Consider the following 24,900-nt stretch of genomic DNA (forward strand, 5'->3'; position numbering starts at 1 on the left):
AACAATTCTCCTTCTCTCTTCTACGCACTGGTTAACTCTTCTGACCATTGCTCTAAACGATTTTTCACACATGGATATAAAATGATGAAAAATATCATATTACCCGCCACTGTCGGAAGCAGACGCAATGTCGCGTAATTCCCCCATGAAATCGTCGTGACTTGTACGAAAGAATAGATCATGTACAACATTGTGTCAGCTAGAGCCACGCTAAGTATCGCTAACAATGAAGCCACGATAAAGTTCGCATGAACTAATTCCTTTAACCCATGCAAAACATAGGCTGTCATCGCATATGTCGCCATATAAACTCCAAGCACTCCTGTATATACAACGTCAATTAACAGGCCAAAGATCATTCCATACCAAATGGCATGATATGTATGATCTTTATCGTAGAAAATAGCAATGATGACAATGAAGCACAGTACCCAGTGAGGAGTAACAAGTAAATCTGAATATACAATATTGGCTGGTAATAAACTCATGGCCATCCCCTGTATAGCGAGGAGGATGAACAGTACTGCAGGGATTATATAACGCCTCATTGTTGTTCTCCCCCACCTTGTTCTTCCTCCATAATAGTTTGCATGTCCCGATCAACGACCATGACGTGATTGATATCAAACAAGTCTGCAAAAGGTTCAACATATGCAGTTTTAGTTAAACCAAATTGATCGTTGACTACTTCATCGATCTTACCGATTCTAAGATTTTTAGGAAAAACACCGCCAAGGCCAGAGGATATCACTACATCACCTTTTTTAAGCTCAACATCCTGTTTAATCCCCTCTAAGAGAAGACGCCCGCTTTCCCTGTCATATCCTTCAATTAAACCAAACACATTATCTTCACCTTCTCGAACAACCCATGAAGAAATTTTGTTCGAACGGTCAAAACCACTTAACAGCTGGACAGTGGAGTGGAAAGCACCTACAGACTTGATTTTACCTACCATGCCCTCACTCGTAATGACCGCCATATCTTTAGCCACTCCGTGTTCTTCTCCTCTATTGATAGTCATTTGTTCAAACCATCGCTCAGAACTGCGGGCGATGACAGTAGCTTGAATAGGGGTGTAACCACTTAATGATTCTGTTTTATCAATTGTTGCTCTTAATTCTTCATTTTCTTTTTTCAACTGCTGATTTTTTTGAATAAGTCCCTTATATTCAGCAAGACGCGATTTCAGAACTTCATTTTGTTCATAAACATGGAACATATCTTGAATATTGTTTGTGGTATTCGTTACTAATTGGATCGGCGAGTGAAAAATAGATTGAGCCCAGCCCACCGTATCCTGGATAAACTTTTCCGGAACAGTTAATTCAGTACGATCTCTCATTGAAAAACCTATAAGTACTACTAAGATGACGAAACCGATTAATACGGTCATTAGTCTCTTTTTGCGAATAAAAGAAGGCATAAAAGCGTCTCCTTATTCCGGTTTCGGGCGAGACGCTACATTAGGTTGAGATCTAAAATGCTGAATGTATTCCAGAGATTTTCCTGTACCTATTGCTACACAGTCTAGGGGCTCATCCGCTATGAAGACAGGCATGTTCGTTTCCTCGCTAATAATAGAGTCCATGTTATTTAGCAGAGCCCCGCCGCCCGTCAGGACGATTCCACGCTCCATAATATCTGAAGCCAGCTCTGGTGGTGTTTTCTCCAGGGTATTCTTCACAGTTTCCACAATGGATTCTACTGTATCCTGAAGAGCGACAACGATTTCTTCGGATTTAACGGTAATCGTTTTCGGCAGTCCACTCAACAGATCACGCCCGCGAATATCCATTTCTTCATAACTCTTAAAATTACCTGCACCGCCAATTTCCATTTTTACTTCTTCCGCCGTTCTTTCTCCAATCATAAGGTTATACGTTTTACGGACATACTGAATAATCGCATCATCCATTTCATCACCAGCCACTCGGATGGATTGGCTCGTTACAATCCCACCTAAAGAAATGATGGCTACTTCAGTCGTACCTCCCCCGATATCGACGACCATACTACCCGTCGGCTCCCATACAGGCATGCCTGCTCCAATTGCTGCAGCAAATGGCTCCGCAATGGGAAAAGCATCTTTTGCCCCTGCTTGCTTTGTTGCATCAATAACAGCTCGTTCTTCTACCATAGTAATGCCAGAGGGTACACAGACCATTACATTTGGCTTACTGGCAAACGTAGAACGTGTTTTTAAAGCCTGCTTAATATAATGCTTCATCATTTGAGCTGTTGTTTCATAGTCGGCAATAACCCCGTCTTTCATTGGTCGAACGACAGATATGTATCCGGGAGTACGCCCAATCATATTTCTTGCATCATTTCCTACCGCTTCAATATCTCCTGTATGAGCATTCTTCGCCACTACAGAAGGTTCTCGTAAAATAATTCCTTTATTTTTTAAAAAAACTAATGTATTTGCAGTTCCCAGGTCAATTCCTAAATCTTGAGAAAACCCAAATAAACCCAATCTTATCTCCCTTTCTAAAACCCGTTTTACCAAACAGGAAGAACATCTATTTTTTATGAGAAGAAGCGCCAATTATAAGATTATCCTTATAAATGGCGCTCATATAGTTCATCAATTTAATTATACGAAAAATCATAGAAAATAGATAGTGTTTACAAGTATCCTTTTTCTTTTAATGAAATGAACTTTCTGTCACCAATGACAAGATGATCTAATAATTCTATCCCAATCATCTTACCACATTCTTGCAATCTCCTGGTAACTTGAATGTCTTCCTGGGACGGGGTAGGGTCTCCAGAAGGATGGTTATGGGCACAAATAATTGAAGCAGCCGAACGTTTGACTGCTTCCTTAAAGACTTCACGCGGGTGTACGATCGAGGCGTTTAAACTTCCGATGAAAATCGTCTGGCGGTGGAGAACCTGGTTTTTCGTGTTCAAAAATAGAACGATAAAATGTTCCTGCTTTAATTCACGCATTTCTTCCATTACAAAATCGGCTCCATCTTCTGGACTACGAATTATATACCTTTCCACAGGTTTCATCTGCTGAATCCTTCGGCCAAGCTCAATTGCCGAAAGAATAAGAACTGCCTTAGCGGCCCCAATCCCTCGAATAGCCGTTAATTCTTCAATGGTCGCATCCTTTAACAGTATAACTCCTTCGAAATGAATCAACAGCCTCTGAGCAAGTGAGGTGACGGATTCTTGTTTCGTACCACTTCCGAGTAAAATAGCCAGCAGTTCTTGGTTCGATAACTGACCTGCTCCAAGTTCTATTAATCTTTCTCTCGGCCGATCCTCTCTGGGTATATCCTTAATCATGATACTTGTTTCAGCCATTGACACTTCACATCCCTTCTTATCCATTCCTCAAAAGAAAGGTGCTCAGCCAGGCGTGATCTTAAAGGCGGCCAGCTCCCTCGTTAATCTGGAAATTGGTAACCCGACAATATTAAAATAGTCTCCTTCAATTTTTTCTACTAGAAGTGCTCCTGAACCTTGAATACCATATCCTCCGGCTTTGTCCAACGATTCCTGCTTGCTTAAATACCATTCAATCTGATCATGCGACAATGTCCAAAAATTTACGTTTGTACTCGCTGCGAAGGAAACCCAGAGACGACTGTCCCTAATCGAGACACCTGTATAGACTTTATGACAATTCCCACTCAATTGCTTCAACATAGAATAGGCCTCATCTTCGTTCTTAGGTTTGCCTATCAATTGACCACCCATATAAACAATTGTGTCGGCCGTCACCACCACTTCGTTTGGCGAACGTGAAATGGCTTCATTCTTCTGTTCTGCAAGGTTCTGTACAACATCTTCTGGCTTCAAATCTTCTGAAATCACTTCATTTACTGAACTTGAGCGAACTTCAAAAGAAAAACCAGCTTGTAACAGAAGGTCTTTCCTTCGAGGTGAAGCCGAGCCTAATATAAGGTCAGGCAAAGAGGCACTTCCTTTCTTTTGAGGTACTCATAGTTTACACAAAAACAAGTCTGCATAAGATAGTCTGCTTTCAATTTATGACAGCTCATATCTAAGGAGAAATAGTCAATTTCATAGGTGAAGGTTGATTTTTTAAACAGCTAAAGGAATTACTGTTCTGATTATTACTATTTTTTCATTTGCTCAAGAGCCTGTGCAAACCTAAGCCAGACAACCCCATTTTCTCCCTCATTTGCCCACACTTTTAAAGCATTAGTGAAATCTCCATCTGCATGTTCTGTTTCTTGCCAAGCCGTCAGGAGCTGCTCCCTTTCCTCCACAGGCACATCAGCAAAAGACTTTCCTTCCAGATGTTGTACGATCGTATTCACCACAGAAGACTGCGCCTCAGAAACTTCCACACTTCCCGCTGAAACGGACCATGTTTTCGTGTATGTTGGGATGTCATCAGCTGAAAGTTCGGCTGCAATCAGTTCAACTTCTGCTTGATTCGCTCCACTCCCTGCAAGTAAATAAAATTGAGAATCGCGTTTCCATATAACAGACGGCAAAGATTGTTCCGTTAAATTTGCTTGCCACTCATTGGCTTTACCTTCAGTTGAAAAAACACCAGCTTGGACGATTAGTTTATCTAATTCAGGAAAATCAACAGGGACAGTGTCTGCAGGTGCGGGTTGCACAGCGTTAGTGTCTGCATTGGCTGCTCCGCTAGTTGGACTTGTTTCATCTGTAACAGATACAAACATCCGCAATAATAAAAAACCAAGCGCTAAACTAATCACCAATGCTGTAACGATAGATAGTCCTATATTTTTCATAAACGGCGGGCCGCTGGATTTCTTTCCTTTATGCGGCATTTCATGTACATGCATTTGCGTCGGTTCTCCCCAATAATCATAGGAGTCTTTAGCATTGGTGGAAGCTGCCTGTTCTTTTTTAGCTTGAACGATTTCCTGTTTAATCGGATCTTCTTTTTTTCGTAACGAAATAGAGATTTTATTATTTCGGCTCATTCTATATCACTCCTGCTAGGGTTTCTACCAACCCTATCACAGGGATTATAAAAAACTAGCTGAATTTTGTCATGTGTCTTTCGACAAGTTTCCCTGTTAGAGAAAGAACCTATTTATATACCATTCCATCATTTTTGCACCGGAAAAAAATGAAATAAGAGTGCCGGCAGCGATAAAAGGGCCGAAAGGAAAAGGTTGATGTCTGGATATCAAACCAGAACGAAGAAGAACGGAGCAAACTATTGCGCCCATTACAATAGCTGAGAAGAAAGCGACGAGTAACAGCTTTGTGCCTAAAGCGAATCCAACTAAGCCAAGCAATTTCATGTCTCCGCCTCCCATCCCTCCGCGACTTAACATAATAATCATAGCAGTCCCAATCAGACCAACTGAAGCACCCAATAGAGAACCCCACCAAGATCCTGATGGTACGGATATTCGATAGACCATGATCAAAACAAAAAAGAAACCAAGGACGTTATCTGGGATAATCATATAATTCAAGTCACTCACAATAATGATATGAAGCAATGAGAGCAGTAATAGAGCTAAAACTAACCTGGGTTGAAAACCTAACAGAATATAACTAAACATAAATGAGATGCCACTGGTACATTCCATTAGCGGATAAAGAAGAGGGATTCTCTGTTTACAGTAACGGCAGCGGGCGCCGAGGAAGAGGTAAGAAATGAGGGGGATAAGATCAAACCAGGATAATGAGTGAAGACACTTTGGACAATATGAGCGCTTTCGTTTAAGAAATTCTCTTTTTGGAACACGCAAACCGACAACATTGAAAAAAGAACCAAACAATAGGCCAAGTACTAAAAAGTAAAAGCTAAAAACAATGGTCATTATGCTTACACCTTTTTCTATTTAATTTTTATAAGGAAACTTTTTTTATGACGATGTTTTCCGAAAAACGATGATTCTCATGAAGTACAAACGGTTGAATAACGTTATTCAACCGTTTGTCTCATATTTTCATAGCCAGTCACACGATTACGGCCGCTCTGTTTTGCTCCAACATACATTGCCCTGTCTGCCAACCTCGTTATTTCAATAAGTTCCTCACAGTGATCCGGATATGTCGCTACTCCTATACTCGCGGTAATATGTAATTTCTTTGGAGTTGGTTCGCTTAACATATGAGCGTGGGAAAGAAAAGATTCTCCCCTGATAGCCTCACGAATCTTCTCGCCAAGACGAAGCACCCTCTCTGTGGAGCATTGAGGCAGCAATATAACAAACTCTTCTCCACCATAATGGGCTACAATACCTTGAGAACTAACTGCATTTATTAACCGCTCTCCAAGCTGACAAAGAATCTCATTGCCGCTTTCATGCCCATATGTATCATTGATGGATTTAAAATGATCAATATCAAGTAAGATCAATGAAGCCGGTTCTTTGATCTGAACCTCTGCAAATTTAGTGGACATTTCTGCAATATATTTTTCAAAAAAACGATAGTTATCCTACATTGGGCGTTTCAGATTAATATAGTACCATACAAGGAGTTATCATTCAAAATTTTTCCTTATTTCGGAAATAAAGTACAAAGACCCTGTAATAAGCAGGACGTCTGATTCATTCATTGTTTGCTTAATTTCCTCAAGGGCTTGCTTATAATTCATACGAACGTACAGGCGATTATGTGTGATAAGTTGAGAGATTTCTTCCGCTTTCATTGCTTTAGGGAAATCAAATTGTGTCAGCCATAACTCATCAGCTATTCCCTTTAGCTGTGTTAACATTTCCTCAACTGGCTTATCATTTAAAGCAGCATACATGATGATAATCCTCTTATCATTATAGTGTTTAATCATGGTCTTTATTAATGCTCTTGTCCCTTCCTGATTGTGAGCTCCATCTAGAATAATTTGAGGCTGCTCAGAAACTTTCTCAAAACGTGCTGGCCAAAAGGTCGATTCAATGCCCGTTCCATAATGGCGGCGATCTATTGTATAACCTGCAGCCTTAAGCAATTCCATAGCATAAAGAGCTAAGGATGCATTTTTAACTTGATGTTCCCCTTTTAAGGGAGAACAGAGAACAGGTGCTTCGTAATCAGTTGTAGAAAATGAAAAACACTCCCCATTTTGCACACTTTCTAAGTGAATGCTCGTAAAGCCCTCACCAATCGTAAATATAGGAGCGTGCTGTTCGGCTGCCTTATGATTGATAACATGCAGCACATCGTCTCTTTCTGCTCCTGTAATAACAGGAGTTTTTTCTTTTATAATCCCGGCTTTTTCATAAGCTATCCGTTCATAGCTGTCGCCCAGGATCCCCATATGATCTAACCCTATGTTCGTAATAATGGATAAAACAGGCTGAATGATATTCGTTGAATCTAACCTTCCTCCAAGGCCTGCTTCAAACAGGACAAAATCCAAAGGCTTACGTGAGAAGTATAGGATAGCCATCGCTGTGATCACTTCAAACTCTGTGGGCTCTCCCCAAACTGTATCCGCTAATTGTTCTGCAAGTGGTTGAATATCGAGTACAAGTTTAGCAAGTTCCTCATCCTCAATCGGCACTCCATTGATGCTAATCCTTTCACTAAAACGCGTGATATAAGGGGACGTAAAACTCCCGACAGCATACCCTTGGTTTTGTAACAGGTTCCGTAAAAATGTTAATGTAGAGCCTTTACCATTCGTTCCGGCAATATGAATAGTAGTTATCTTTTTTTCTGGATGGTCCAACTTCTCCATCATCCATTTCATTCGGTTTAAACCTGGCTTGACTTTAAATTTTTCACGTGAGTGAATCCATTGTATGGCTTCATAGTAATTCATCAAAACGACCTTCTTTCAAAAAAGAGGAGAGCATTCGCTTGAACACCCTCCCCTAGCTTTATGCTTTAAGTTCATTAATTCGAGCTTCTACTTTACCGCGTTTATCCAAATAATCCTGTTCTTTCTTACGTTCTTCTTCGACAACATGCTCAGGAGCTTTATTAACAAACCCAGCATTCGATAATTTCTTCTGAACGCGATCTACTTCTTTATCCCACTTCTGCCATTCTTTTTCTAGACGTTTAATTTCGTCATCGATATTAATCAGACCAGCAAGGGGGAGATAAAGCTCTGCGCCTGTTATCACAGCAGACATTGCTTTTTCAGGTACCTTGAGAGCAGTACCAATATCGAGTTCACTTGGATTACAGAATCGCTCTAAATAATTGCGATTTTTCTCAAGTTCAGCCGCTACTGCTTCATCCTTGGCTTGAATCAACAATTGGATTTCTTTAGACATTGGCGTATCAACTTCTGCTCGTATATTACGGACAGAACGGATAATCGCTACTAAACGTTCCATTTCCGCAACGGCTATTTCGTTGTGATGTTCCTTTTTCACCTGTGGCCAAGCAGCCTGCGTGATCGATTCTCCTTTGTGAGGTAAGTGCTGCCAGATTTCTTCCGTAATAAACGGCATAAACGGATGGAGCATACGCATAATTTGATCTAAGGTGTATGCTAAGATCGAACGTGTTGTAAGAATGCGAGCCTCATCTTCTCCGTAAAGTGGAAGTTTGGCCATTTCGATATACCAGTCACAAAACTCATCCCATATGAAGTTGTATAAGTGACGGCCTGCTTCTCCAAATTCATATTTGTCGATATTGCGTGTAACCTGATCAATCGTTTCATTTAAACGGGTGAGAATCCAATCATCAGCCACCGATTTTTCACCAGATAAATCAATGTCCTCGTAGGTTAAATCACCCATATTCATTAAAGCAAACCGAGAAGCATTCCAAATTTTATTAGCAAAATTCCACGTGGACTCAACTTTCTCCCACTGGAAGCGCAGGTCCTGACCTGGAGCTGAGCCGGTAGAAAGGAAGTAACGCAATGAATCAGCACCGTATTTCTCAATGACATCCATCGGGTCCACTCCGTTACCGAGCGACTTACTCATCTTGCGGCCTTCTGCATCACGAACGAGTCCATGAATGAGCACATCTTCAAATGGACGACGATCTGTAAATTCAATCGACTGAAAAATCATCCGGCTTACCCAGAAGAAAATAATATCGTATCCCGTGACTAGCGCATTGGTCGGGAAGAATCGCTGAAAATCTTCACTATCCTTCTCAGGCCATCCCATCGTGGAAAACGGCCATAAAGCGGATGAAAACCAAGTATCAAGTACATCTTCATCCTGTTCCCAGTTCTCATCGTCTGCGGGAGCTTGCTTTCCTACATAAATTTCGCCGGTTTCTTTATGGTACCAGGCAGGAATTCTATGTCCCCACCACAGTTGACGGGATATACACCAATCACGGATGTTCTCCATCCAGCGCAGGTATGTTTTCTCAAAACGGTCCGGTACGAAATGAACCTTATCGTTACTGCTTTGTAAGTTTATGGCTTCTTTTGCAAGCGGCTCCATATTAACAAACCATTGTGTAGATAAATACGGTTCCACTACCGCTCCGCTACGCTCAGAGTGACCAACAGAGTGCAGATGATCTTCTATTTCAAAAAGAACACCTTCCACTTGTAAGTCCTTAACAATTTGTTTACGACATTCAAATCGATCCATACCCTGATATTGCGCAGCCTGATCATTCATCGTCCCATCTTCATTCATAACGAGGATACGTTTCAAGTTATGACGGTTACCAATTTCAAAATCATTAGGATCATGTGCTGGTGTGATTTTAACAGCTCCCGATCCAAATTCCATTTCCACATAGTCATCCGCCACGATTTCCAATTCGCGCCCGATGATTGGCAAAATTGCTTTCTTACCGATGAGGTGTTTGTATCGATCATCCTCAGGGTGAACAGCAATTGCGGTATCTCCAAGCATTGTTTCCGGACGAGTTGTAGCAATCTCTATCGAACCTTCTTCGTCTTTTAGAGGATAGCGCATGTGATAAAAAGCACCCTGGACATCCTTGTATTCTACCTCAATATCTGAGAGAGCTGTTTTTGTCGCTGGGTCCCAATTGATTATATATTCTCCACGGTAAATCAAATCTTTTTCATAAAGTTTTACAAACACTTCCTTAACAGCTTCTGATAAGCCATCATCAAGCGTAAAGCGCTCACGTGAGTAATCGAGCCCAAGCCCTAATTTTTCCCATTGGGTTCGAATAAACTGGGCGTACTCTTTCTTCCATTCCCATGACTTCTCTAGAAAGTTTTCACGGCCAAGATCATATCGGGTAGTACCCTGTTCTTTAAGTTTCGCTTCCACCTTTGCCTGAGTGGCAATTCCGGCATGATCCATCCCAGGAAGCCAAAGTACGTCATATCCTTGCATGCGTTTAACACGTGTCAAAATATCTTGTAATGTCGTATCCCAGGCATGACCTAAGTGCAGTTTACCGGTGACATTCGGCGGCGGAATAACAATGGTATAAGGTTCTTTATTTTTATCACCTGTCGCTTCAAAAAATTTGCCGTCTACCCAATATTGGTAACGATCCTTTTCGACTGCAGCCGGATCATACTTTGTTGGCATGGTTACATCATTATGCTCCATGAATCTGTTCCTCCTTTAATCTTTTCGTAAAATAAAAAAATCCCCTTCATCCTCAAAAAGGACGAAAGAGATTACTATCCGTGGTACCACCTTTATTCACAGGGAATTCCCTGCACACTTCATAAGTTGTTAACGGCTTCGAACCGGCTTCTTCTACTTAACATTCAAAGAAACTGCATCCAGGGCGACCTTCCATCAATAAACGGACTAGGAAACTTCCAGCAAATATTTCCCTCTCTGTAGCGCTTATTCATGTACTCTTCCCTATCACGGCATTTCACATATAGGTATTCTTTTTCATATTGTATATAGAATTCACTGATAAAGTCAACTTTTTTTATTATTTTAGGCTTTATTCTTTGTTTGATCTCAGCAAAATTTTGATGTAATTAACGCTTGCGAACGTATAATTTTGACTAAGGAGGAACTCTCATGAGTCGATTTTATCGCTACCGACTCCCACCATGGTGCAGACATTGGCTGTTTATTATCGAGAGAGCCATTCTGCCGATTATGATTTATCAGCTGTTTCGAACGATATTTTGGCCAACTACACTTGATGTTTTCTTGACCGGTATTTTCATCGGTTTATATATAGCATTTCATTTAAAATGGATTTAATGCGGAATATAAACGATTTGTCCTGGGCTTACATCTTCCTCGAGGTTATTAATTTTCTCGATTTGTTTAACAGGAACTTCATATCTTTCCGCAATCATTTCAACAGTTTCGTTATCTTGCGCGATATACATTTTCATTTTCGTGTAGGAATCTTCTCGGTTAGGAAAGAGATGCTTGAAAATTTGTTTAATCCCGTTTACACCAGCTGAGGGGGAAGCTTCTTCTCCGTTTTCATTTTCTTCCCCTTCTTGATATGAAGCGAGAGTGGAATGGGGAGGGGTTTCACTTGCATTTACATGATTTGTGGTCCCTTCCCATTCACTAGTGCTTTCAGAGGAAATCTCCTGAATATGCTCGATTTTACTTTCTTTAAAATAATCTGATAAACTTTGTGACTTTTTATAAGACCATCTTCCCTCTTCTTCCTCCTGCTCGTTAATATCCTCCGGTTGCTCAAGCTCCTGTAATTTTCGATGTTCCTGAAGATCAAAAATCGGGGTGTCAGGCCTCTCAGGTTCCTCATGGTTAAAATCCACAGGCCCAACCGTTAATGATTCATCAAATACTTCTTGCTCAGGAGCTGGCGAGTCTTGCTCTTGTCTCAACCCATTTATGTTAAGCTGTGCTTCTAGTCTAAGATGGTGTTCAGCAGGAATCTCATAGTCAAAACTTTCAATGTTAATATGAACATGGTCAGCATCGTCTACCCTATCTGCCGGAATGGTCACTTCAACCGGAAAGGAATGGGAAAATTCGTAAACCCCTTCCTCCCCTCTTTCTACTAAATCTACTATCCTGCCTGATTGAATTGGTGCCGTGTCTGCATACTTATCTTCTTCTTGCCCTGGCATGTATTCACCTGCCAAAATGACGGTCCCTTTTAACCGAACTTCTTCCCCTAAATCCTCGAGTGTGATTTCCGGTTCTAAAGATATGCCGAGCAGTTCACGAACGCCCTGTCCTCCCTTAAACTGTAAGGATTCATTTAAATAAAATGAAAAAACCTGTTCTTCTTGATTACCCACTCTATCGTCCCCTCCCTATTTAAAATCAACATAGTTGTTTAATACACCTTATGCAAAACTCTGTCTTATATACATCATTTAGCGAGATGACAGCCCATTCCGCGCACAAAAAAAGAACACCATCTTTTACGATGATGTCCCTTCTGAGCACCTCTATAATGAAGCGAAAACTTTCTCAGCCGCTTTAATTGTATATTCAATATCTTCCTCTGTATGAGCAGCCGATAAGAAAATCCCTTCGAACTGAGATGGTGGCAGAAAGATTCCTTCTTCGATCATGCCACGATAGTAGGTAGAGAACATTTCTAAATCTGATGCATTAGCACTTTCAAAATTCGTGACTGGTTGATTCGTAAAAAAGAATCCAACCATAGAGCCCGCGCGATTCACAGTTAAAGGAACCTGATGTTCTGTTGCTGCGGCAGTGAACCCTTCAATTAGACGATCCACTTTTTTACTGATTTGCTCGTATGCATTCTCGTCCATTGCCTTCAAGGTCTCGTAACCAGCCGTCATGGCTAATGGATTTCCCGATAGAGTCCCAGCCTGATAAATCTCTCCGACAGGTGCTACACTTTCCATGATTTCACGCTTCCCGCCATATGCACCTACAGGAAGTCCCCCGCCGATCACCTTGCCTAGACAAGTCATATCAGGAGTTACACCAAAATGTCCCTGGGCACTACTGTAACCTACACGAAAGCCTGTCATGACTTCGTCAAAAATGAGTACGGTTCCATGCTCTTGTGTAACTGATCGCAATCCTGCAAGAAACTCTTCAGTAGGGGGAACAACGCCCATATTCCCTGAGACGGGCTCAACAATGACAGCTGCCAAGTCATCACCGTACTGTTCAAATACATAACGCACACTTTCCAGATCGTTATAAGGGACAGTAATCGTATTTTTAGCAATCGATTCCGGTACACCAGGTGAATCCGGCAGCCCTAGTGTAGCCACACCTGAACCCGCCTTGATCAATAAGGAATCACCATGGCCATGGTAATTTCCTTCAAACTTAAGTATTTTGTTACGACCGGTATAGCCTCTTGCCACTCTCAGTGCACTCATCGTAGCCTCTGTACCTGAGTTCACCATGCGGAGCATTTCGATCGAAGGTACACGATCGATCACAAGCTGTGCTAGCTTATTTTCTATTAAAGTTGGTGTACCAAAACTTGTCCCAAGCTCTGTCATTTTCTTAAGCGACTCTACAACCCGGTCATCCGCATGACCAAGTATCAATGGACCCCAGCTTAATACATAGTCAATATACTCATGCCCGTCGATGGCATAGATTTTTGACCCTTTACCTTGCTCCATAAAAATTGGATTCATATTTACTGATTTAAAGGCACGGACGGGAGAGTTTACTCCTCCCGGCATTAAATCAACTGCCTCTTTATACGCATCTGCAGATCGATCAAAGTTCATCCTCAACACCCTTTCCTTTCAACAAAATTACTGGTCTAAATAGCGAGCGACATCCTTTGCAAAATAAGTCACAATTAGATCGGCTCCTGCTCTCTTCATGGAAGTCAGTTTCTCAAGTACGATTTCTTGTTCGTTAACCCAGCCATTTTGAGCTGCAGCTTTTATCATAGAATACTCCCCGCTCACGTTGTAAGCCACCAATGGTAAATGGTATCGGTCCTTCAATTCTCTCATAATATCCAGGTAAGACAAAGCTGGCTTCACAATTAAAAAGTCAGCACCTTCCCCAATATCAGATTCGGCTTCACGCAAGGCTTCTAAGCGATTCGCCGGATCCATCTGATAGGAGCGGCGGTCGCCAAATTGCGGAGAGCTATGAGCTGCATCACGGAATGGTCCGTAGAACGCTGACGCATATTTAACAGCATAAGACATGACAGGAATCTGGCTGTATCCGGCTTCATCTAACCCCTTGCGAATAGCAGCAACAAAGCCATCCATCATATTTGATGGTGCAATCACATCTGCACCCGCCTCCGCCTGGCTTACAGCGGTCCTCGTAATCAATTCGAGTGATTCATCATTGGCGATGTCACCATTTCTTATAACACCACAGTGACCATGGTCCGTATACTGACACAAACAAGTGTCCGCAATTACAGTTAGCGAAGTATGTTCTTTTTTAATATAACGAATCGCTTGTTGCACAATCCCATCATTGTGATAAGCCTGGGTGCCAACCGCATCCTTCTCATTCGGCACTCCAAAGACGATTACGGATCGCACACCGAGTTGCTCCAGTTCCGTCATTTCTTCTCCCAAATAATCAAGCGAGACTTGATGTACTCCGGGCATAGAAGCAACAGCATTCTTAATACCAGCCCCTTCTACCACAAAGATTGGATAAATTAAATCTTCTTTATGAAGATATGTTTCTCTAACGAGGGAGCGCATTGATTCTGTCCTTCTTAGCCTGCGATGACGCTTAAACTGTAATTGATTCATTAGGAACTATCCTTTCTTGTCAAAATGGTCTGTCATATTATCGACCATAGATTTAATTGTATATGCTTCTGGAACATACACCGTCTTAAAGCCAGAAGATTTTGCAGCATTCCCGGTGGTCGGACCAATGCAAAAGCTGGGAATTTTCAAAGCAAGTTCCTTCTGATCCTTTGTCAGCCGCATAAATGCTTCTACAGTAGACGGACTTGTGAAAGTCACCGCATCCAGCTTCTCAAGCTGAGCAGCAAGTAAATCATTTTCCTTTACTAATAGGGTATCATATACGGTAACTGTTTTGAAAAACACCCCTAGTTCTCTGAAGGCACGAGGCAAGATTTCCCGAGACCTATTCCCCCGTACAAATAGAATTTTTCCAGGTTTCTCTACCTGCTCAAAGAATTGCTCAATCATGGATGACGCTTGATAATCCGACGGAATAAAATCCGGTCCTATCCCATACGTTTCAAGCATGTGAGCTGTTTTATCACCAACAACGGCCCACTTACAATGTTCAGGTATCTTAATCTTATATCGGTTAATCAACTCGAAAAAAAACTTCACGCCATTAGAGCTTGTCAGAAAAACCCAGCTAAAATCGTGAAGTTTGGTCAGAATGTGTTGATTTTCTAAAGAATCATTCAACTTAAACTGGAGGAGAGGAGCATGAAGCACCTTTCCTCCTAATTGTTCAACTTCCTTTGTTATAGATGATGATTGAGAAGACGCCCTTGTTACCAGGATGTTCTTCCCCGCTAGTGGTAACATTACTTGTCATACTCCTCGATAGCATCATCCACAATTTCCTGAGCTCCTTGGCTCTTCAAACGTTGAGCCGCTTCTGTTCCTACAGCAATAGGGTCTGTGCCCGATACTGTTTCGTGAAGAATTGTTGTACCGTCGGGTTTACCTACCAGCGCTGTCAGTGTTATCGTTTCTCCATTAAGATTGGCGTACCCCCCGATAGGCACCTGACAACCGCCATTTAAGTCGTGAAGAAATTTCCGCTCTGCAGTAACGGTGCTTTCAGTAGTTTGATGATTAATTTTCTGCAAGAATTCCAATAATTCCTTGTCATCTTCGCGACATTGGATAGCGAGTGCACCTTGTCCTACCGCTGGCACGCAAACATCAGGCTCTAAAAACTCGGTAACAAGATCTTCACTCCAGCCCATTCGCTTCAGCCCCGCTGCTGCAAGTACGATGGCATCATACTCTCCATCATTAAGCTTTTGAAGACGTGTATCGATATTTCCACGAATCCATTTAATCTCCAGGTCTGGCCGAACCGCTTTAATCTGTGAGCCGCGTCGTAAACTGCTTGTTCCTACAATAGCACCTTCTTGCAAATCCTTTAAAGCTACGTGTCCATTCGACACAAATGCATCACGGTGATCTTCACGTACCGGAACCGAAGCAACCGTTAGTCCTTCAGCTACAACCGCAGGCATATCTTTCATACTGTGAACAGCCATATCAATTTCCTTATCATACATGGCTTGTTCAATTTCTTTAATAAACAAGCCTTTCCCGCCTACTTTATTTAGAGTAACGTCTAAAACCCGATCACCCTTTGTAGAAATCCTTTTAATTTCAAATTCATAAGAAGGATCTATTTTTTTTAACTGATCAATGACCCACTCTGTTTGCGTTATTGCTAAATTACTCTTTCGCGACCCTATTACTATTTTTCTCACAGTCACCCTCCTAGAAGAATTTTAGAAATGGAAATTCGACAACGAGCCGAATAAAAAGAAATTTATTAAAAGAATCAAAAATGCCGCTGTATTAAACAATGAAATTGCCCGACCTTGATACCCTTTCACCACCCGTAAAAATAAATAAATGATATAGACAAGGAGAACAATGAATGATCCGAGGGTTTTTGAATCGTACCAGTAAAACACATCTTCTGAAACATACCCCCATGTTACCCCAAGAATCACCGCAATTAGAAGTAATGGAACCCCAAGAATCACCGAAATATATGAAAAATGATCCAGCTTCGTTAAATCACCGAGCCGAAGCAGCTTAGTATTCCATTTCTTCTGTTTAAGTAATCGGTATTGAAAAAGGTACATGAGAGAAAAAATAAACGAAAATGTGAAAAATCCGTACGAAATAATGGCCAGCGTTATATGAGCTACAAGCATTTCATGAACTAATTCAATTCCCTGATCATCAAGCACACTTTGAGCTCTCGTCGAGATATGGAGCAACATCACGAGAAATCCTACAACATTTGTAAAAAACACAAGGAAATCCACACGAAATAGCCGGTTAATAATTAATGAAAAGGTTACTAAGATCCAGGCATAAAAGTAAAGACCATCATAAACAGTCATAACTGGAAAGTTTTCTTCTACAAAAATCTGCCTTAACAAAAAAAGGGTTTGAAGCCCCCAAACCATACTAAGTAACCAGAAGGCTGCTCTATTAGCCTTCCGGTTATTTTGAATGAAATCAATAAAATATCCAATTAAGCTGCAGCCATACAGGAAGAGGATTAACTCATAGACCCACTTAAACTCGAACATAGTAAGCCTCCACCATTAAGAATTTACAGACTGAGTAAGTGTGGGGAAGGAAATAGGATCATCAGAACCCTTTACTGACTTTTTACTTTTCTTCTCCTGTTCCTTCACTTCCTCCTCAACCTCTTCTTGAATCCCAAAGATTTGAGTAAAGAGATGCAGAGATGCTTCAGCATCTGGCTGTGCAGCAAGTTCTTTTGCTTGCAGTATGGGATCTTTAAGCATCTGGTTGATAATACTCTTCGTATGCTTTCGCAATACTTTCTTTTCCCGTTCTGTTAACTCAGGCATTTTTCTTTCAATACTGCTCATAGTCTCTGATTGGATCCCCAATGCTTTAGTACGAAGGGCAGAAATCACAGGGATAACTCCAATTGTTTGAAGCCATTCTTTAAACTCTACAATTTCAGCTTCAATCATCAGTTCAATTTTTTCCGCAGCTTGCTTACGTACAGCTAAGTTCGCATCAACGATTCCTTGTAAATCGTCAATATCATAAAGAAAGACGCTCTCAAGTTCTTCTAAACGCGGATCAAGATCCCGGGGAACAGCTATATCCACAAAGAAAAGCGGTTTCCCTTTTCTAGATCGAAGGATAGGTTCCACCTGTTCATGTGTAAGTACATATTCAGACGAGCCGGTAGAACTGATCACGATATCAGCATCCATTAATACTGATTCCAAATGATCCATAGTAGAAGCTTGTCCATTAAACTGATCAGCCACTACTTTAGCCTTCGACAACGTCCGGTTAAGCACCGTGACCTTTCTGACACCGAAACCGTGGAGGTTCTTGGCAGTTAATTCTCCCATTTTCCCTGCCCCGATAATCACGATGTGTTTATGAACTAAATCACCGAATATTTTACGTGCCAACTCTACGGCTGCATAACTAACAGACACAGCATTATCCCCAATACTTGTGTCTTTGTGAGCTTTCTTCGCCATAGTCACGGCTTGCTTAAATAGTTGATTGAAAATAGTCCCTGTGGTATTTGCCTCTTGAGCTTTCAAGAAGACTTGCTTGACTTGACCTAGGATTTGCGTCTCACCCAGCACCATTGAATCAAGACCAGAAGTCACACGCATTAAATGCTCCATAGCTCCATCCGCTTCATAAATAGAGAGAAATGAAGAAAATTCTTCTTTGTCAATATTAAACCAGTCAGCCAAAAACTGTTTAACATAATAGCGGCCAGTATGGAGTTGATCAACAACAGCAAAAATCTCTGTTCGATTGCATGTAGAAATGATTACATTTTCAAGTACGCTTTTTTGTGAATTAAGCTTTTGCATCGCTTCCGTTAAACGCTCATCTGAAAATGTAAGTTTTTCTCGTATTTCCACAGGGGCTGTTTTATAGTTAAGACCTACTGCTAAAATGTGCATTTCATCTACCCCCATTTAACGTTCAAAACTATCTCATATAACTTGATTATAACATGAAACCTCGTATTTTTTTTGTGAAATTATGAACAGATTTTGAATCCCTTGTGATAGGATACATTTAGGTCCATTTATTACGTCAGGCTCTTAGATTAGAAACACTCTAAATTAATAACTCGTCTGTAATATACCAGAACGAACAGGTAATCGCAAGAAATCAATTTTATAAAAGCTCACTGGACTTGAAATATTATGTTTTTTAACCTAATTGCTATAGTTAAATTCTAGAACTATGTATCTCTGGAGGTGTAATCATTTGAAAAATACTGACTCCTTTGCCGGTTTTTTGCTAATCGGACTCGGACTGTACTTTCTTCTTCGACAGTTTAATATACCCTTTTTAAACCCTTTTTACTCATGGCCGACTATACTTATTATCATTGGGGCTGCCTTTCTTTTACATAGTTACTTGTCGCGTGATTTTGCGAATATTTTCACAGGGGTTCTGCTTCTCGGTTTAGGCGTGCATTTCCATGGCCAAGCCCACTACTCATTTTGGATTGACCATTGGGGCGTTTATCCATTTATTATAGGACTTGCTTTTCTGTTTAGATCTTTTAAAACTAAATCAGGTCTATTGCCAGGTCTCATATTAATAGCGATAGCGATTTTCGCGCTAGTCACCACCTCGAACCCCATTTGGTTTCGTTTCATTAACTTGTTGTTTGATTGGATAGAAAGTTTCTGGCCTGTAGTATTAATCGGATTTGGTGCTTATTTAATTTATAAAAAGAGGTAGCTATTAACATACTTACCGACTGGAAGCTACTTAAAAATCCCCGCTTCTGCAAGCGGGGATTTGACATTATAAAATAGAACTTAAAAAAGCTTGAGTCCGTTTTTCCTTAGGATTATCGAAAATTTCATTTGGCTGGCCTGCTTCAACAATTCTTCCATCGTGCATGTAGACGACGCGATCTGCTACTTCACGGGCAAATCCCATTTCATGTGTTACCACAACCATCGTCATCCCTTCTCGAGCTAAATCCTTCATCGTTTGTAACACTTCACCAACAAGCTCAGGGTCCAAAGCGGAGGTGGGTTCATCAAACAACATAATTTCTGGTTTCATAGCAAGAGCGCGCGCGATTGCTACTCGTTGCTTTTGGCCCCCGGACAAGCGGGATGGGTAGTCATTTGCTTTATCTTCAAGACCTACCTTGAGAAGCAATTCTTTACCTTCTTCGATTGCCTTAGCTTTCATAATTCTCTTAACTTGGATCGGTGCTTCAATAACATTTTCCAACACTGTTTTATGAGGGAACAAATTAAAGTGCTGAAACACCATGCCTACTTTTTGCCTGACTTCATTTAAATTATCTTTCTTTGGATCTACGTCTTCTCCCCTTATAATAACCTCTCCGCTATTCTTCATTTCAAGGAAGTTCAAGCAACGAAGCATGGTACTCTTGCCAGAGCCACTAGCTCCGATTAATACAACCACTTCACTTTCATTTACATTAAAGTCAATATCCTTAAGAACATGCAAATTACCAAAATATTTATTTAATTGTTCTACACGAATCATTTCTTTAGTTTTAAGCAAATTACTTCACCCTCCTCATTAATCACTTACTGCTAACTTCTTCTCGATTAAGCTTACTAAAATCGTAAGCAAGAATACAAGAATTAAATAGTACACAGCACTAACAAGCAACCATGTCATATAATCAAACGTATTAGCTCCCTGAGTTGTCGCGACAGCGAAAATTTCCGCAACACCCACAAACGCAGCTAAGGAAGAGTCCTTTAAACCAATGATAAACTGGTTTCCAAGGGGAGGCAGCGCTCGTCTAAATGCTTGTGGCAATATAATTCGGCGCATCGTTAATGAACGGCTCATCCCAAGTGAGCGACCAGCCTCAGTTTGTCCCTTGCCAATCGACTGAATAGAACCTCGAAATATTTCCGCAATATAGGCCCCATTGTGAAACGCAAGTCCTAGAGATACAGCCCAGAAACCACTCATCATCCAAATTTCAGTAAGTCCGTAGTAGAATACAAAAATTTGCACAATAAGCGGAGTACCGCGAACAATGTAAATATATATATTGGCTGCCCACATTAAAGGTTTAATAGCTGAAATCTTTAATAGAGCAAAAAGTAATCCAATAAAGACGGCTAAAAAAATAGAAACTGCTGTCAGCTTTAACGTCATAAACGCAGCTTCGATAAAAATCCCACGACTTTCTACCAAAGCTCCAAAGAATCCACTATATTCCATAAATCCACTCCCTTTCAAGTGAAAAAGAGTACGCAATGCGCACTCTTTATTCAGGTCTTACCCATAATTAAATAGTTCACTCAGGCACAGTTGTAATATCGTCATTAAAGTATTTTTCGCTAATTTCAGTTAACGTACCATTTTCGCGTAGAGTTTCTAAGGCAGCATTGATGTCCTCAAGCAGTTTATCCTTACCTTTGGCGACAGCAATTGCCTGGTCACTGCGTTCAATCATCTTTTTACCTTCAATTTCGAGCCCCTGACCTATGGCTTCTTTCCCTGTTAAGAAGTCAGTGATCACAGCATCATGTCTGCCTTTAGCTAATGCTTGTAAGGCTACAACATCACTATCATAAACTTTCACATTTTCCGTTACGTCTTCAGCAAATTTAACGTAAGTAGAACCTTTTGATACGGCTATTTCAAGACCTTCCAAATCTTCAAGTGTTTTATAATCACTACCTGGCCTCGTAAAGATTTGAGCCCCTGAATAATAGTATGGCGTCGAAAAATTCACTTCTTTGGCGCGCTCTTCTGTGATCGTATGACTGGCTACCGCGATGTCATATCGGCCCGTTTTAACCCCTTCAACAATCGCAGCAAATTTAGACTTCTCTTGGGCAGGTTCTAACCCCAGTTCTTTTGCGACTGCATTTCCGACATCAATGTCAAAACCTGTCATCTCTCCCCCTGTGGTCATGCTAAATGGACGAAATTCTCCAGAGGCAGCAAACGTTAATTTCCCTTCTTCCACAAGATCATAACCAGAAGAAGATTCCCCTGAACCATCTGAACTAGAAGTTGCTTCTTCTTCACCATTACTACCGCAAGCTGCAAGTGTGAAGATCATTAGACTTCCAAGTAAAATAGTAAATAATAATTTTTTCATAAGTTCTAAAATCTCCCCCCATTTTTATTGCGACACCTTTATAGTATATACTAAATTCTGATTTTTCCCAAAATTTGAATTATACTAAAATCCTTTATATTATGAGAAAATGCATAGGTTATTTTCCAATACCTGGACAATCCTCCTGAATCCCGCTGTATCCTCTAAATAACAAGTTTGAATCAATCTCATAATTATTCCTTTTAAAAATACGAAGGTTTGCAATAAAAAAGGAACCACCTACAAGGTGGTCCCAGTTATCGATTAATCATTTCCATTTAAATATTCAAGCATTGTTGTCCAGGCCAATTCCTTCCCTTCTCCTGTTTCAGAAGAAAAGGGAATAAGCACATCGTCTGCTTCCATCTCAAGCGTTTCATTAATTATTTTCAATTGCTTTTTACGCTGTCCTTTTTTTATCTTATCCAGTTTAGTGGCAATGACCATAACCGGAAGCTCAAAATGTTTCAAATAATCATACATTAGGCAATCGTCTTCAGTAGGCTTGTGACGGCTATCAATCACTAGAGCAGCAGCTCGAAGCTGCTCTCTTTCGGAAAAGTACTCCTCCATCATTTTGCCCCATTTGGCACGCTCCTTTTTTGATACCTTAGCATAGCCATAGCCCGGGACATCTACAAAATGAAATCTTTCATTAATTTTATAGAAATTTAATGTTTGCGTTTTTCCTGGCTTGGAAGAGGTTCTTGCCAGGTTCTTTCTCTGTATCATTTTATTAATAAAAGAGGATTTCCCCACGTTAGAGCGGCCTGCCAAAGCAATCTCTGGTATAGGTTCTTTTGGATATTGCTTCTTGCTCGCCGCACTTATTATTATTTCAGCCTGATTAACTTTCATGATTTTCAGCCGCCAATGCCTCATCAAGGACTTCATCTAAATGTTTCACAGGGATGAAGGTCAACCCTTCTCTTACACTCTCAGGGATATCCTCCAAGTCTTTTTCATTTTCAGCAGGGATAATAATAGTTGAAAGTCCTGCACGATGGGCACTTAAGGATTTTTGTTTTAGTCCACCTATAGGTAGAACTCGACCTCTTAGTGTTATTTCCCCAGTCATTCCTACTTCTTTACGAACAGGACGACCTGTAAGAGCCGAAACGAGGGCAGTGGCCATTGTTATCCCTGCAGAAGGGCCATCTTTTGGAGTTGCTCCTTCAGGGACATGAATATGAATATCATTCTTCTCTACAAACTCCGGATCAATATGAAGGTCATCTGCCCTGGAGCGAATATAGCTGAAGGCAGCTTGTGCTGACTCCTTCATAACATCTCCAAGTTTACCGGTCAGCGTCAAGTTTCCTTTACCAGGATAAATGGATACTTCAATGGATAATGTATCCCCACCCGCAGCAGTGTACGCTAAACCTGTTGCTGCGCCAACTTGGTCTTCCAATTCAGCTTGTCCATAACGAAATGGAGGGCGGCCAAGAAGTTCTTCAAGTTGGTTCTCCGTAACAATTACGCGTTTCTTCTCTTTGGCTACAATAATCTTTGCAGCCTTTCGGCAGACACTGGCCAATTGTCTTTCAAGATTACGGACACCTGCCTCACGAGTATATCTTCGAATCAGCTTTAATAGAGCTTGTTCTTTAAATTGAATCTGACTTTTAGTCAGTCCATTTTCTTTAATTTGTTTAGGAAGCAAATGTTCTTTAGCTATGTGAAGTTTTTCTACTTCAGTATATCCAGCAATCGAAATAACTTCCATACGGTCAAGCAATGGCCCTGGAATAGAGGTCATCGTATTTGCAGTTGCTACAAACATTACTTTTGATAAATCATAATGCTCCTCGATAAAGTGATCACTAAAGGTGCTGTTTTGTTCTGGATCGAGTACTTCGAGCATAGCTGAGGAAGGATCTCCTCGAAAGTCACTGGCCATTTTATCAATTTCATCTAAGAGGAAGACGGGATTAACCGTTTCAGCACGCTTCATCCCCTGGATAATTCGTCCTGGCATTGCTCCAATATAGGTTCTTCTATGGCCGCGGATTTCAGCTTCATCACGGATACCACCTAAAGATATCCTGACAAAATGGCGGTTAATTGCACGACTAATTGATTTGGCCAGAGACGTTTTGCCAACTCCCGGCGGCCCTACTAAACAAAGGATCGGGCCCTTAATGGACTGTGTAAGCTGTTGAACAGCCAAGTACTCCAAAACACGTTCTTTAACTTTCTCCAATCCATAATGGTCTTCATCGAGGATTTTCTCAGCATGAGTCACATCGAGGTTATCCTCCGTCTCCTCGGTCCAAGGCAGGGCTACCAGCCATTCGATATAATTTCGAATGACTGAACTTTCCGCAGAACTTTGCGGAACTTTTTCATACCTTCCTAATTCCTTTTCTGCTATAGCTTCTACTCTTTCCGGCATTTGTGCTTCTTCTATCTTTTCACGAAGCTGGGCTACTTCCCCGGTTTTACCGTCCTTGTCGCCCAGCTCACTCTGAATGGCTTTCATTTGTTCCCGTAAGTAATATTCTTTTTGTGTTTTCTCCATTGATTTCTTAACATGCTGGCCAATTTTTTGTTCAATCTGAAGGACATCACGTTCATTTCCGATGATCTCGATTAAATGTTTTAAACGTGCTTTCACATTTTCGATTTCTAAAACACTTTGCTTGTCTTTAATCTTAATAGGCAAGTGTGAGGAGATTAGATCTGCTAAATGACTTGAGTCATCGATATCAGAAACTGTGTTATATGTTTCTTGGCTTACTTTTTTAGAAACTTTTACATATTGTTCAAACTGACTAAGTAATGTTCTCATTAATGCTTCTTCTTCATTAGCATCTTCATGAACGTCGTTCAGTTTTATAATATCTGCCTTATATAGTTCTTCCCCTTCGGTAATATGTTCTATGGAAGCCCGATACAATCCTTCCACCAATACACGATTGGTACCGTTAGGAAGCTTCACCATTTGTTTCACAGTGGCTACCGTACCTACGTCATATAGGTCTTCAGCAGTTGGTTCATCAATATTCATTTCCTTTTGTGAAACAAGAAACACTTCATTGTCCTCCATCATTGCCTGTTCTAAAGCTTGAACAGATTTATCTCTGCCTACATCAAGGTGCAATACCATCGATGGGTACACCAGTAATCCTCTTAAAGGTAGGAGGGGAATTTGAGTTCTCATTTGTTCTGTCAAAGCTTGCACCTCCGATTAATGCGAATTCGTATATTTATCATATAGAAATCTAATTAGAATGTAAAACGTTAGCCTTAGGGAAAAAGCCCTTAGACA

23 protein-coding genes, 1 pseudogene and 1 other annotated feature are annotated in these 24,900 nt (G+C 40.9%); of the genes and pseudogenes, 2 read left to right on the forward strand and 22 right to left on the reverse strand.

All coding sequences use genetic code 11. The features are described from left to right. Nucleotides 1–20: 20 nt before the first annotated feature. From mreD to G6R08_RS02235, 10 genes and pseudogenes are all read right to left on the reverse strand, one after another. Nucleotides 21–548, reverse strand: coding sequence for a rod shape-determining protein MreD (gene mreD / locus G6R08_RS02190; protein ID WP_163526478.1), 528 nt, complete (start codon nucleotides 546–548; stop codon nucleotides 21–23). Beyond that, nucleotides 545–1,426, reverse strand: a complete 882-nt coding sequence (gene mreC / locus G6R08_RS02195) for a rod shape-determining protein MreC (RefSeq protein ID WP_163526479.1) — start codon at nucleotides 1,424–1,426, stop codon at nucleotides 545–547. The genes mreD and mreC overlap by 4 nt, the downstream gene beginning before the upstream one ends. A gap of 12 nt (nucleotides 1,427–1,438) precedes the next feature. Continuing rightward, complete coding sequence (locus G6R08_RS02200; RefSeq protein WP_079530412.1) at nucleotides 1,439–2,479, reverse strand: rod shape-determining protein; 1,041 nt, start codon at nucleotides 2,477–2,479, stop codon at nucleotides 1,439–1,441. Between the two features lie 152 nt (nucleotides 2,480–2,631). After that, nucleotides 2,632–3,321: a RadC family protein gene (gene radC / locus G6R08_RS02205; RefSeq protein WP_163526480.1), complete on the reverse strand. Its 690-nt coding sequence runs from the start codon at nucleotides 3,319–3,321 to the stop codon at nucleotides 2,632–2,634. Between the two features lie 45 nt (nucleotides 3,322–3,366). Beyond that, entirely contained in the window at nucleotides 3,367–3,933 is a 567-nt protein-coding gene (locus tag G6R08_RS02210; RefSeq protein ID WP_163526481.1) for a Maf family protein, read from the reverse strand. Nucleotides 3,934–4,100: 167 nt separating this feature from the next. Then, nucleotides 4,101–4,946 carry a hypothetical protein gene (locus G6R08_RS02215; protein WP_163526482.1) on the reverse strand — a complete coding sequence of 282 codons (846 nt, stop codon included), beginning with the start codon at nucleotides 4,944–4,946 and terminating at the stop codon, nucleotides 4,101–4,103. 96 nt (nucleotides 4,947–5,042) lie between these two features. Then, nucleotides 5,043–5,801, reverse strand: coding sequence for a prepilin peptidase (locus G6R08_RS02220; RefSeq protein WP_163526483.1), 759 nt, complete (start codon nucleotides 5,799–5,801; stop codon nucleotides 5,043–5,045). Between the two features lie 104 nt (nucleotides 5,802–5,905). After that, nucleotides 5,906–6,409 (reverse strand): annotated as a pseudogene (locus tag G6R08_RS02225) (GGDEF domain-containing protein); the annotation flags it as partial. A gap of 60 nt (nucleotides 6,410–6,469) precedes the next feature. Further along, on the reverse strand, nucleotides 6,470–7,750 hold the full coding sequence (locus G6R08_RS02230; RefSeq protein ID WP_163526485.1) for a bifunctional folylpolyglutamate synthase/dihydrofolate synthase: 1,281 nt from the start codon (nucleotides 7,748–7,750) through the stop codon (nucleotides 6,470–6,472). A 58-nt stretch (nucleotides 7,751–7,808) separates the two neighbouring features. Continuing rightward, a complete protein-coding gene (locus G6R08_RS02235) occupies nucleotides 7,809–10,451 on the reverse strand; it encodes a valine--tRNA ligase (protein ID WP_163526486.1) in 2,643 nt (880 codons plus the stop codon). A 54-nt stretch (nucleotides 10,452–10,505) separates the two neighbouring features. After that, nucleotides 10,506–10,731, reverse strand: a binding site (T-box leader). A 152-nt stretch (nucleotides 10,732–10,883) separates the two neighbouring features. Between G6R08_RS02235 and G6R08_RS02240 the strand changes: the two genes are divergently transcribed. Then, a complete protein-coding gene (locus G6R08_RS02240; protein ID WP_079530420.1) occupies nucleotides 10,884–11,072 on the forward strand; it encodes a hypothetical protein in 189 nt (62 codons plus the stop codon). Here G6R08_RS02240 and spoVID read toward each other — a convergent pair. From spoVID to hemA, 7 genes are all read right to left on the reverse strand, one after another. Beyond that, complete coding sequence (gene spoVID / locus G6R08_RS02245) at nucleotides 11,069–12,097, reverse strand: stage VI sporulation protein D (protein WP_163526487.1); 1,029 nt, start codon at nucleotides 12,095–12,097, stop codon at nucleotides 11,069–11,071. The two genes, G6R08_RS02240 and spoVID, sit on opposite strands and share 4 nt — an antisense overlap. Before the next feature lie 153 nt (nucleotides 12,098–12,250). Beyond that, a complete protein-coding gene (hemL, locus tag G6R08_RS02250) occupies nucleotides 12,251–13,531 on the reverse strand; it encodes a glutamate-1-semialdehyde 2,1-aminomutase (protein ID WP_163526488.1) in 1,281 nt (426 codons plus the stop codon). 27 nt (nucleotides 13,532–13,558) lie between these two features. Next, nucleotides 13,559–14,536, reverse strand: coding sequence for a porphobilinogen synthase (gene hemB, locus G6R08_RS02255; RefSeq protein WP_163526489.1), 978 nt, complete (start codon nucleotides 14,534–14,536; stop codon nucleotides 13,559–13,561). A gap of 6 nt (nucleotides 14,537–14,542) precedes the next feature. Continuing rightward, nucleotides 14,543–15,301 (reverse strand): uroporphyrinogen-III synthase, encoded by a 759-nt coding sequence (locus G6R08_RS02260; protein ID WP_163526490.1) that lies wholly within the window; start codon nucleotides 15,299–15,301, stop codon nucleotides 14,543–14,545. Continuing rightward, nucleotides 15,301–16,230: a hydroxymethylbilane synthase gene (gene hemC, locus G6R08_RS02265; protein ID WP_163526491.1), complete on the reverse strand. Its 930-nt coding sequence runs from the start codon at nucleotides 16,228–16,230 to the stop codon at nucleotides 15,301–15,303. Before hemC ends, G6R08_RS02260 begins: the two co-directional genes overlap by 1 nt. Nucleotides 16,231–16,251: 21 nt before the next feature. Beyond that, nucleotides 16,252–17,070: a cytochrome c biogenesis protein gene (locus tag G6R08_RS02270; protein WP_163526492.1), complete on the reverse strand. Its 819-nt coding sequence runs from the start codon at nucleotides 17,068–17,070 to the stop codon at nucleotides 16,252–16,254. 15 nt (nucleotides 17,071–17,085) lie between these two features. Further along, nucleotides 17,086–18,456: a glutamyl-tRNA reductase gene (hemA, locus tag G6R08_RS02275; protein WP_163526493.1), complete on the reverse strand. Its 1,371-nt coding sequence runs from the start codon at nucleotides 18,454–18,456 to the stop codon at nucleotides 17,086–17,088. A gap of 313 nt (nucleotides 18,457–18,769) precedes the next feature. Here hemA and G6R08_RS02280 point away from each other — a divergent pair, with 313 nt between their 5' ends. Next, nucleotides 18,770–19,252 carry a LiaI-LiaF-like domain-containing protein gene (locus G6R08_RS02280; protein ID WP_240339634.1) on the forward strand — a complete coding sequence of 161 codons (483 nt, stop codon included), beginning with the start codon at nucleotides 18,770–18,772 and terminating at the stop codon, nucleotides 19,250–19,252. A gap of 66 nt (nucleotides 19,253–19,318) precedes the next feature. On the opposite strand, the gene G6R08_RS02285 is transcribed toward G6R08_RS02280, so the two are convergent. From G6R08_RS02285 to lon, 5 genes are all read right to left on the reverse strand, one after another. Continuing rightward, entirely contained in the window at nucleotides 19,319–20,041 is a 723-nt protein-coding gene (locus G6R08_RS02285) for an amino acid ABC transporter ATP-binding protein (protein WP_163531065.1), read from the reverse strand. A 36-nt stretch (nucleotides 20,042–20,077) separates the two neighbouring features. Next, nucleotides 20,078–20,737: an amino acid ABC transporter permease gene (locus tag G6R08_RS02290; protein WP_163526495.1), complete on the reverse strand. Its 660-nt coding sequence runs from the start codon at nucleotides 20,735–20,737 to the stop codon at nucleotides 20,078–20,080. A gap of 76 nt (nucleotides 20,738–20,813) precedes the next feature. Next, nucleotides 20,814–21,626: a transporter substrate-binding domain-containing protein gene (locus G6R08_RS02295; protein WP_163526496.1), complete on the reverse strand. Its 813-nt coding sequence runs from the start codon at nucleotides 21,624–21,626 to the stop codon at nucleotides 20,814–20,816. A gap of 264 nt (nucleotides 21,627–21,890) precedes the next feature. Further along, a complete protein-coding gene (gene yihA, locus G6R08_RS02300) occupies nucleotides 21,891–22,484 on the reverse strand; it encodes a ribosome biogenesis GTP-binding protein YihA/YsxC (RefSeq protein ID WP_163526497.1) in 594 nt (197 codons plus the stop codon). Then, on the reverse strand, nucleotides 22,474–24,792 hold the full coding sequence (gene lon, locus G6R08_RS02305) for an endopeptidase La (RefSeq protein WP_163531067.1): 2,319 nt from the start codon (nucleotides 24,790–24,792) through the stop codon (nucleotides 22,474–22,476). Before lon ends, yihA begins: the two co-directional genes overlap by 11 nt. Nucleotides 24,793–24,900 lie beyond the last annotated feature (108 nt).

Origin of the sequence: Halobacillus ihumii (assembly GCF_902726645.1) — a bacterium.
GTDB classification, from domain to species: domain Bacteria; phylum Bacillota; class Bacilli; order Bacillales; family Halobacillaceae; genus Halobacillus_A; species Halobacillus_A ihumii.